Source organism: Caldimonas sp., assembly GCF_046291045.1.
Taxonomy (GTDB): domain Bacteria; phylum Pseudomonadota; class Gammaproteobacteria; order Burkholderiales; family Burkholderiaceae_C; genus Caldimonas.
Genome location: NZ_JBKBSL010000062.1, coordinates 1 through 9,320, shown reverse-complemented (window position 1 = coordinate 9,320; position 9,320 = coordinate 1). Strand labels below are relative to the sequence as shown.

The following is a 9,320-nucleotide window of genomic DNA, read 5'->3' as shown; positions in this document are numbered from 1 at the left end:
TGTGCGCGGGGCGGGTCGAGGACACCATCTGGACGGCGGCGATGCGCATGGATGCTCCTTTCGTGCGGTGGGGCTCAGCCCCCCGGGGCCGCAGGGCTGGGGCCGCGCGTGGCCGCCGGCGTCGACGCCGGCGAGGTCCCGGGACGGGGCACGGCTTGCACCTGCGGGTCGCCCCAGGGGCCGGTGATGCGGAATTCGCGCGTGTTGGCCTCGATCATGGGCTTGCGCAGGAAGAGCTGCGCCAGGAAGGTGCCCAGGCCCACGGCCGGGTTGATCGCGGCATAAACCAGCGAGGCGCCACCGGCGTTGATCTCGGGCACCACGACCACGCGCAGATCCTGGGTCTCGTGATGCAGGTCGGCGCGGCCCTCCATCAAGACAGCGGCGGCCACGCCCCGCATGCGCAGGTTCTCGGTGTGGGCCACGCCGCGCTCGATGCGGATGTCGCCGCCGAAGTCGTCGAAGACGAAACCTTCGCTGAAGACGTCGCGGAAGTCGAGCATCAGCCGGCGCGGCAGGGCCTGCAAGCTGAGCACGCTGGCCAGCCGAGCCGCACCCGGATCGGCCTTCAGGAAGCGGCCGCGCTCGACGTCCACGCGCAGTTGCCCGTCCAGGCTGGCCAGATCCGGCGCCAACGGCGGGCCCTGCCAGCCGATGCGGCCGCTCGCGCGACCCTTGCCGCCGCTGAGCATGCCCGCCTGGCCCCATTGCTCGAGCAGGGCGCCACTGTCGGCCACGTCGAGCTCGAAGTCCAGCTCGGTGCGCGCCAGCGCCCCGCCCACGCCTTCGCGCACGGCCAGCCAGGCGCCGCTGGCGCCGAGGCGGGCCACGGGGTTGTGCAGGGACAGGCGCCGCAGCCGCCACTCGCGGAACTCGCCGGTGCGCCGGCTCTCGGCCTGCACCTCCAGACGCCCCAGGGCGCGCGTGCCCCAGCGGAAGTCCTCGACCTCGATGTCCAGGGCCGGCACGGGACGGTCGGAACCCGCCGCCTCGGGCAGCGGCCCGTCACCCAGGTCGGCCTCGGGCCAGCTCAGGCGTGACAGGCGCGCCTGGATCTGGCCGCCCGTCACCCCGGGCTGCCATTCGATGCGGCCGTCGAGTTGGTCGGATCGCACCTGGCCGCGCCAACCTTCGCCCGCACGCTCGCCGCTCAGGCGCACCGCAGTGAAGCGCCGGCCGGCGGCACGCACAGCCGGGCTGCGCAGCTCGATGCGGTCGGGGGCGTAGCCGGCCTGGGCGGCCCCGGTGCCGGCCAGGCCGGCCTCGAAGCTTTCGGCCACCTCGCGCCATCGGTCCAGATCGAGCTGGGACAGCACGGCCCGGGCTCGAACCCCCGAGGCCGGCAGGGACAGCGCTTCGCCCACGCCGATGGCCCCGGCCACCACCTGTGTGGGCTGGCCCTTGGCCTCGTCGCCCAGCACGCGCCGGTAGTGCACCCACAGCGATTGCCCGAGTTGCACGCGCAACTGGTCGCGCGCGGCACGGCCCGGGGCGAGGCTGTCGGGATCGACGGCCAGCGTCACGCGCAGCGGCCAGGTCCGCGCCGCGGGCTTGTCCAGCGGCGCGGGCAGGTTCGAGGCCAAGCCCATGAGGTCGCTGCTCAGGTTCAGCTCGGGCCAGCCCTGCACCAGGCCGAACTGCAACCGGTAGGCCGTCTGGCCCTGCAGGTGTTCAGCCAGATAGGGCAGCAGACCCAGCTCACGCGCTTCGCGCAAGCCGGTCGCGGTGGCCGTGCCCTGGCCTTCGAAGCGCACGCTGCCATCGCGCGCCGTGCCGCCTTCGAACTGGAGTTCGCCCCCCAGCACCTGGGCAGAAGCGCCATGCACCGCGAACCCCTCGTCGGAGAAGCTCACCTCGCCGCGCGTACGCGCCAGCAAGGGGGTGTCGGGCCGCAGCTTCAGATCATTGCCTTGCAAACGCACGCGGCCTCGCACGCGGGCGCGTTCCATCTCGTCCAGCGGCAACTGCACCGACAAGCGCAGTTCGGCATTGCCGCCGCCGCTGGCCTGGGCCAGCGCGCGCTGGGTCCACTCGCCCACCGGGGTGTCGTTGATGAAGCGCAGCGCATCAGCCAGCGGCCCGGTGCCGCCGCCGCTCAGGCGCAGCACAGGCTGGTGGACCAGATCCTCGATGCCGCCGTCCACGCCCTGGAGCTCGAACCCGAAGAGCCGAGCCTGGGCATTGCGGATGTGCATGGCCTGACGGTCGAACACGAGCTCGCCGCGCACATGGGTGAAAGCCGGCCAGAGTGAGGGCCGCCCGTCCTCGCCGGGCACGTAGGCGAAGCTGGCCTGCTCGATGCGAGAGGCGATGCGGAATGTGCCCTCCTGGCCCGCGGCATAGGGGAAGTCCCAAAGATCCCCCTGGACACGGAAGTCCACCTCGCTGGCGTGGCCGGCCATCACCGCGCGACGCACGTAGTCGCGCACCGAAGCCGGCAACTGGCGGGGCAGGTAGCGCCAGGTGCGGGTGGCATCGGCGCGGTCGAGGCGGCCCTGCAGGTCGAGCACACCGGGCAGCCGCGCGCCGCGGCCCACGCCAGGCGCCGCCCCGGTGCGCCATTGGCCGCTGAACACGCCCTGGGCGTCGGCATTGGCAAAGCGCGCATCGCGCACCTGCACGCTCACTGCAGGACCGCCCTCGCCAGGCGTGAGCGTCCAGGCCAGCTCGGCCTGCAGCTCGTCCAGCGGCACCTGCGGCTCGTCGAAAACGCCGGGGAAGACCAGGGCGCCCCCGCGGATGTGCAGGCGGGCCGATCCCCCGGCTTCGCTGGCCTGGAAGGCGAGATCGGCCCCTTGCAGCCCGGGGCGGCCCACGGCAGGCCCGTCCGCCTGCGCGGCCAGGCTCAGGCCGTGCAACTGGCCGCTGGCCTGGTAAGCGCGCGGCGCGCGCCAGTCGCCCTGCCAGCGCAGCAGCAGGGGCTCGGCCAGGCCGGCCGGCTGCAGCTGGGCCAGGCCGGCGCGCAAGGACGCCGGCAATGGCAGACGCCGGGCCAGGTGAGCCAGGGCGGCCAGATCGGCACGCGGTACCTGCAACGAGCCTTCCTCGGTGAGCCCCGCCGTGGCGGCGGCACGCCAGCGCAGCTCGACGGCCGCCGGCAGCCCCGCCCAATGCACGGCCTGCGCCTCGCCGGCCTGCGTGGATGCGGTCGCGCTCAGGCCCTGCAGGGCCACGACCTGTTGCGCCCCGTCCTCGCGCCAGATCAGGCGCCCGCGCAGCGTGGCCAGGTCCAGCGCCTCGTCGGCCCCCTCGAAGCGGGCGTGCACGTTGGCCAGGTTCAGATCCAGGGTCAGGCCGGTCCAGCGCCCTGCGGTCATGTCCGCCCACGCCCGCAGGCCGCCCGTGCCGTGCTCCAGGTGCAATCCGGCAGGCAGGTGGCGGTGCAGGGCCTGCAGATCCACCCGGGGCAGCTCGGCATAGGCCTGGCCGCTCCAGCGCGAGCGGTCGGATGAGCGGGTCAGCAGCGGTTGCGTGAAGCGCGCCCGCAGCGACAGGCGTTCGCCCCAGCCGGCCACCGGCGTGGCGTCGAGCCGAAACTCGTGCCGGCGCTGCGCCACCGCGCTATTGCGCATGACCGCCTGCACCTCGCCGAGCTCCAGAGGCGGCAGGCCGCGCTGCTCGTCGATCCAGCGCACCCGCCCCCCGCGCACCCGGAACTCCGGCAGCGAGAGAAACCAGTCCAACGCCCCGGGCGAGGCCGATGCGCTGGCGCCGGTCTCGCCCAGGTCCAGGCCGGCCACATGCAGCCGGCCCTGGGCGTCGCGGCGCACAGCCAGCTGGGGAGCCTCGATCTCGAGACGGCCCAAGCGCAATTCGAAGTGCCACAGGGAGGCCCACGACCAGGTGGCACGCAGCCGCGGCAGGCGCAGGGCCTCGCGGCCCTGGGTGTCGAGCAGGCGCAACTCGTCGATCTCGAACGCCGGCGTCCAAGCGTGAGATTGCGCACGCAGGCGCCCGATCTGCACCGGCACCCCCAAAGCCTGGGTGGCGGCCCGCTCGATCGGCGCACGCCAAGCGTCGATTCGCGGCAGAATCGCTGCGTGCACCACCAGCCACACCAGCAGCATGAGGCCCAGGGCCGCGCCCCCCGTCCACCACAGCACGCGCAGCGCCGCCCCTGCGGCTCGGCGGGGCCGTTGGAACCAAGCTTGCAGCAAGACAGCAGGACTCATGGGGACGATGACGGCAGCCGCCGCACCACACGCGGCAACGCGCAGGCCATCGGCACCCTGCGCGAAGGTGCGCTCGCAATCTAGCACAGGCATCAGGTCAGACCCCGGGACGGTCCATGGGTTTCAGTGAAGTTGTCACCGGCGGTAGCTCCGCCGCCGCCCCCGGGGTGGGGGCCGAGCACTCGCGTTTCGTGCAACGGGTGCGCCGCCGTTATGGCGACAGCCTGGGGCTGCTGCCCCCCGGCCTGCCCGACCCGGCTCGCATCGAGACCTTGATCGACGCCCTGCTCGGTCGCGGATTGGCGCTCGGCGCCGCGTTGCGTCAGGCCCGCCAACTCACGCTGGAACGTCTGGCCGTGCTCGACATCGCAGGCGCTGCGAGCATGCCCGACATCGGCCTGGCGATGACGGCCCTGGCAGAGGTGACGCTGGACCGGGCCTTGGCTGCCGCCCTGGCCGAGCAGGACGAGCGCTACGGTGCCCCGCTGAACGAGGCCGGCCAGCGCATCGACTTCTGGGTCGTGGGCATGGGCAAGCTCGGCGGACGCGAGCTCAATGTATCGTCCGACATCGACCTGATCTACGTTTACGAAGAAGCTGGCACAACGGCCGGCAACGCCCAGGGCACCGGCCGCATTTCGGCGCACGAGTATTTCTCGCAGGTGGCGCGCAGCCTGTACACGCTCATCGGCGACACCACCGAGGACGGCTTCGTCTTCCGTGTGGACCTGGCCCTGCGGCCCAATGGCCACTCCGGCCCTCCCGTGGTGAGCCTGGCGATGCTGGAGGAGTACTTCCTCGTGCAGGGGCGCGAGTGGGAGCGCTTTGCCTGGCTCAAGAGCCGCGTGGTGGCGCCGCGCGCCTCGGTGGCCTCGGGCCGGGCGCTGCAGCTGCGCGACGTGGTCATCCCCTTCGTGTTCCGCCGCTACCTCGACTACGGTGTCTTCGAGGGGCTGCGTGGCCTGCATCGTAAGGTGCGCGAGGAAGCCGCACGCCGCGCTGCCGGCCGGCCCGAGCGCGCCAACGACGTGAAGCTCTCACGCGGCGGCATCCGCGAGATCGAGTTCATCGTGCAGCTGCTGCAGGTGGTGCGCGGTGGGCAATACCCCGAGATCCGCACGCGCTCGACGCTGCGCGCGCTGGAACGACTCGCTCAGGTGGGCGTGATGGAGCCTGCGACGGCGCAGCGGCTCGCCCAGGCCTACATCTTCCTGCGTCAGGTCGAGCACCGCATCCAGTACCTCGACGACCAACAGACCCACCAATTGCCCACCAACGACGAGGATTTACGCTGGATCGCCGGCAGCCTGGGACTGGCGTGCAGCCGCGATGCCTGCGAGCTGATGGACCGGCTGCTCGAAGTGCGCGAGTTCGTGGCGCTGGAGTTCGATGCCTTGCTGCACGATGGCCAGTCTCCCAAGCCCACGGGCTGCAAGGGCTGCGGCCAAACCCTGCCGGCGCTGGACAGCGAGGCCTTGCTCGAGCGGCTGCCGCCGGCCCTGGCCGAGCGCGTCAAGCCCTGGGTGGCCCAGCCGCGCATCACGGCCTTGCGCGAGGACAGCAAGCAGCGGCTGGCCAAGCTCGTGCTGCGCTCGGCCCGTTGCGTCGAACAAGGCGAGATCCCCGACGAGGCGGCCGTTCGTTTCATCGACTGGCTCGAACCCCTGTTGCGCCGGGAGAGCTACATCGCGATGCTGGTCGAGCGCCCCGAGGTGCAGCAACGCCTGCTGCGTCTGCTGGGCCTGGCGCGCTGGCCGATGCGCTACCTGATGCGCCACCCCGGCGTGATCGACGAGCTGGCCGACCCGCGCCTGATCTACACCCGTTTCGACCCGGCCAGCTTCGTACACGACCTGGAGCAACGCCACGAGGCCTGGACGCGCTCGGGACAGGCCGACGAAGAGGCCCTGCTCGACACCCTGCGCCGCGCCCACCATGCCGAGGTCTTCCGCACCCTGGTGCGCGATGTCGAGGGCCACATCACCGTCGAGCAGGTGGCCGACGACCTCTCGGCCCTGGCCGACGCCACCGTGGAATGCACCCTGCGCTGGGCCTGGCCGCACCTGCGCCAGCGCCATGCCGAGCAGCCGCGCTTTGCCGTCATCGCCTACGGCAAGCTCGGCGGCAAGGAGCTGGGCTACGGCAGCGACCTCGACCTCGTCTTCCTCTTCGACGACGAAGACGAGCGTGCCCCCGAGGCCTATGCCGCCTTCGCGCGCAAGCTCATCACCTGGCTGACGCTGCGCACCAGTGCCGGCGAGCTCTTCGAAATCGACACGGCGCTGCGCCCCAACGGCAATTCCGGCCTGCTCGTGACCTCGCTGGCCTCTTTCGAGGCCTACCAGAAGGGCCGCGGCAGCAACACCGCCTGGACCTGGGAGCACCAGGCCATCACACGGGCACGCTTTTGTGCCGGCGCGCCCGACATCGGTGCGCGCTTCGAGCAGGTGCGCCGCGAGGTGATCGCCGCCCCGCGCGATGCCGCCGCGGTGCGCGAGGAGATCCGCACGATGCGCGCCAAGGTGCGCGAGGCCCATCCGGTCAAGCCCGGACTCTTCGACGTCAAGCACAGCGAAGGCGGCATGATGGATGCCGAGTTCGCGGTGCAATGCCTGGTGCTCGCCCACGGCGCCACCCACCCCGAGCTGCACGACGACGTGGGCAACATCGCGCTGCTGCAGCGCGCGGAAAGCGCCGGGCTGCTGTCCTGCGGCACAGGCCGTGCAGCGGCCGATGCCTACCGCGAACTGCGCCGGGCCCAGCACTGCGCCCGCCTGGACGAGCGGCCCACGCAGTTTCCGTCCGACCAGTTCGCCGCGCCACGCGAGGCGGTGCGCACCCTGTGGCGCGAGGTTTTCGGCGGCTGAGCGCCCCCGGCGCCGCTTGGGCCGCACTGGCGGCCGTGGCGGCCCTGGGCTCGCTGCTGGCCGCCGGGGCCGGCCTGGCCGGCGCCCCCGCCCACGAGAGCCTTGCCTGGCTGCGCAGCGCCCCCGGCCAGGTCTGGCGCTGCTGGACGGCCGCCTTCGTGCACCTGGGGGCCGCCCATCTGGGCGCCAACCTGGCCGGCAGCGCCCTGCTGGGCCTGCTGGGCTGGCAGGCCCGGCTGCCCGTCTCGGCCGCGGTGGCCTGGGCCCTGGCCTGGCCGTTCACCCATGCCCTGCTGTGGCTGGCCGCCCAGCCCGACCGCTACCTGGGTCTGTCGGGCGTGCTGCACGCCGGCGTCGCGGTGGCGGCCGTGATGTTGCTCGGACGCCCCGGCGGGGGCTGGCGGGGGCTGGGAGGGGGCCTGGCCCTGGGCCTGACCGCCAAGCTCGCCCTGGAGGCCCCCTGGAAAGGCGCCGTCCAGGTCTCGCCCGACTGGCCCTTTCCGGTGGCCGTGGGAGCCCATGCTGCCGGTGCCGTCGCCGGGATCCTGTGCGCCATCGTCGTGCGGCTCGCGTTGGGCAGGGCAGGCGCGGTGTCGCCAAGGCGATAGCGCGCCGCGCCCGCCCGGTTTGCACTTGCGGCTTCCACTGCTTTCAGGAGAACTCCGATGTTCGTGCTCTGCGGTTTCCCCTTGTCCAACTACTACAACAAGGTCAAGCTGGCCCTGCTGGAAAAGGGCGTGCCCTTCACTGAGGAAGACGTGGCCACCGGCGAGCCCGCGCGTTCGGCCGGTTCGCCGCTGGGCAAGGTGCCGTTCGCCCGCACCGAGCACGGCGTGATCTGCGAGAGCGAGGCCCTGATGGACTACATCGAGACGCGCTGGCCCACCCCGGCGCTGCTGCCGGCCGACCCCTGGCAGCGCGCCAAGGTGCGCGAACTGACGATCTTCCTCGACCTGCACCTGGAACTGGTGGCGCGCGAGCTCTATCCCCAGGCCTTCTTCGGCGGCACCGTGAGCGAGAAGAACCGCGAGCGCGTGCGCGCCCTGCTGAACAAGCACCTGACCGGCTTCCAGCGGCTCGCGAAGTTTGCACCCTATGTGGCCGGCGAGCACTTCACGCAGGCCGACTGCGCGGCCTATGTGCACCTGCCGCTGGTGGCCCTGTCGACCAAGCTGGTGCTGGGCGAGGATCTCGTGGCCGCGCACGGCATCGACTGGAAGGCCTATGTGAAGCTCGTGGGCGAACGGCCCAGCGCCCAGAAGGTCACGGCCGACCGCAAGGCCGACCAGGAGCGGCGGGTGGCCACGCCGTCCTGAGGGCTCAGCCCGCCAGCTTGAGCCCCAGGATGCCGGCGATGATCAGCCCCACGCACAGCAGGCGCAGCAGCGTGGCACTGTCGCCGAAGAGCACGATGCCCAGGATCACGGTGCCCACCGCGCCGATGCCCGTCCACACGGCATAGGCCGTGCCCACCGGCAGCTCGCGCATGGCCAGCCCCAGCAGCACGACGCTGGCGACCATGGCCGTCACGGTGAGCGCCGAGGGCCAGAAGCGGCTGAAGCCGTCGGTGTATTTCAGGCCGATGGCCCAGGCCACCTCGAACAGGCCGGCGATGAAGAGCACGATCCAGGACATGGCAACATTCCCCTCGTGAAAGGCCGCGATGCTATCGGGATAGGGCCCGATCATCGCTGATCGGGCCCCTCCCACACCACCCGGCATGCGGGTCCGCACCGGGCGGTTCGAGAAGTTGAGGTCAGGACAATCGTGGGACTCCCAGGCGGTCGAAGTAGGCAGTCGGCAAGACCCGGTTCAGGCCCATGGCGCTGTTGCGCCACCAGCGGCGGGCGTGGCCCGCGATGCGGGCTGCCAGATCCGCGCTCGCGCCCAACCGGCACAGTTCCCGCAAGACCGTTGTCCCCCGGCGCCCCTGCTTCAACTGCACGGCACGTAGCCGGTGTCACAGCCACTCGTCCAGTTCGCGATGACCTTGGGGGTCTGCGCCAGCCGGTCCATCAGGATGTCGTGATTCACGCGGTCGAAGAATCTCTCCAGGTCCACGTCCACCACCTACCGATAGCCAGCCTGCACATACTGCTGCGCCTGCATCACCACCCCATGCGTACCGCGTCCCGACCTGAAACCGTGGCTTTGCGCGCTGACCGTCGGGGCGATGAGGGGCGATCGCCGCATTGACGTCACCTGGCCTTTGGCCACGAGAGCTTCGCAGTCACATGCCTGCTCGCCCTGGCCGGCGCTGCCTCCGATGCGGTTCGTGTAC

Annotated in this window: 6 protein-coding genes and 1 pseudogene; 3 read left to right on the top strand and 4 right to left on the bottom strand. The window is 71.8% G+C overall.

Translation table 11 applies throughout. The features are described 5' to 3' along the window. Positions 1-74 precede the first annotated feature (74 nt). Entirely contained in the window at positions 75-4,172 is a 4,098-nt protein-coding gene (locus tag ACK4ZD_RS14925) for a YhdP family protein (protein ID WP_409663815.1), read from the bottom strand. A gap of 116 nt (positions 4,173-4,288) precedes the next feature. Between ACK4ZD_RS14925 and glnE the strand changes: the two genes are divergently transcribed. From glnE to ACK4ZD_RS14910, 3 genes are read left to right on the top strand one after another with little or no spacing between them, the layout of a single operon-like run. Beyond that, positions 4,289-7,039: a bifunctional [glutamate--ammonia ligase]-adenylyl-L-tyrosine phosphorylase/[glutamate--ammonia-ligase] adenylyltransferase gene (gene glnE, locus ACK4ZD_RS14920; protein WP_409663813.1), complete on the top strand. Its 2,751-nt coding sequence runs from the start codon at positions 4,289-4,291 to the stop codon at positions 7,037-7,039. Then, the gene (gene rrtA, locus ACK4ZD_RS14915; protein WP_409663810.1) at positions 7,015-7,647 is read left to right on the top strand and encodes a rhombosortase; all 633 of its coding nucleotides are present in this window, start codon (positions 7,015-7,017) and stop codon (positions 7,645-7,647) included. Before glnE ends, rrtA begins: the two co-directional genes overlap by 25 nt. Before the next feature lie 57 nt (positions 7,648-7,704). Then, on the top strand, positions 7,705-8,355 hold the full coding sequence (locus ACK4ZD_RS14910; RefSeq protein WP_409663807.1) for a glutathione S-transferase: 651 nt from the start codon (positions 7,705-7,707) through the stop codon (positions 8,353-8,355). A gap of 4 nt (positions 8,356-8,359) precedes the next feature. Here ACK4ZD_RS14910 and sugE read toward each other — a convergent pair whose 3' ends face one another. The 3 genes and pseudogenes from sugE to ACK4ZD_RS14895 form a co-directional block, all read right to left on the bottom strand. Continuing rightward, positions 8,360-8,674 carry a quaternary ammonium compound efflux SMR transporter SugE gene (gene sugE, locus ACK4ZD_RS14905; protein WP_409663804.1) on the bottom strand — a complete coding sequence of 105 codons (315 nt, stop codon included), beginning with the start codon at positions 8,672-8,674 and terminating at the stop codon, positions 8,360-8,362. A 300-nt stretch (positions 8,675-8,974) separates the two neighbouring features. Beyond that, a complete protein-coding gene (locus ACK4ZD_RS14900) occupies positions 8,975-9,100 on the bottom strand; it encodes a hypothetical protein (RefSeq protein ID WP_409663802.1) in 126 nt (41 codons plus the stop codon). A 9-nt stretch (positions 9,101-9,109) separates the two neighbouring features. Then, positions 9,110-9,320, bottom strand: a pseudogene (locus ACK4ZD_RS14895) (hypothetical protein); the annotation flags it as partial.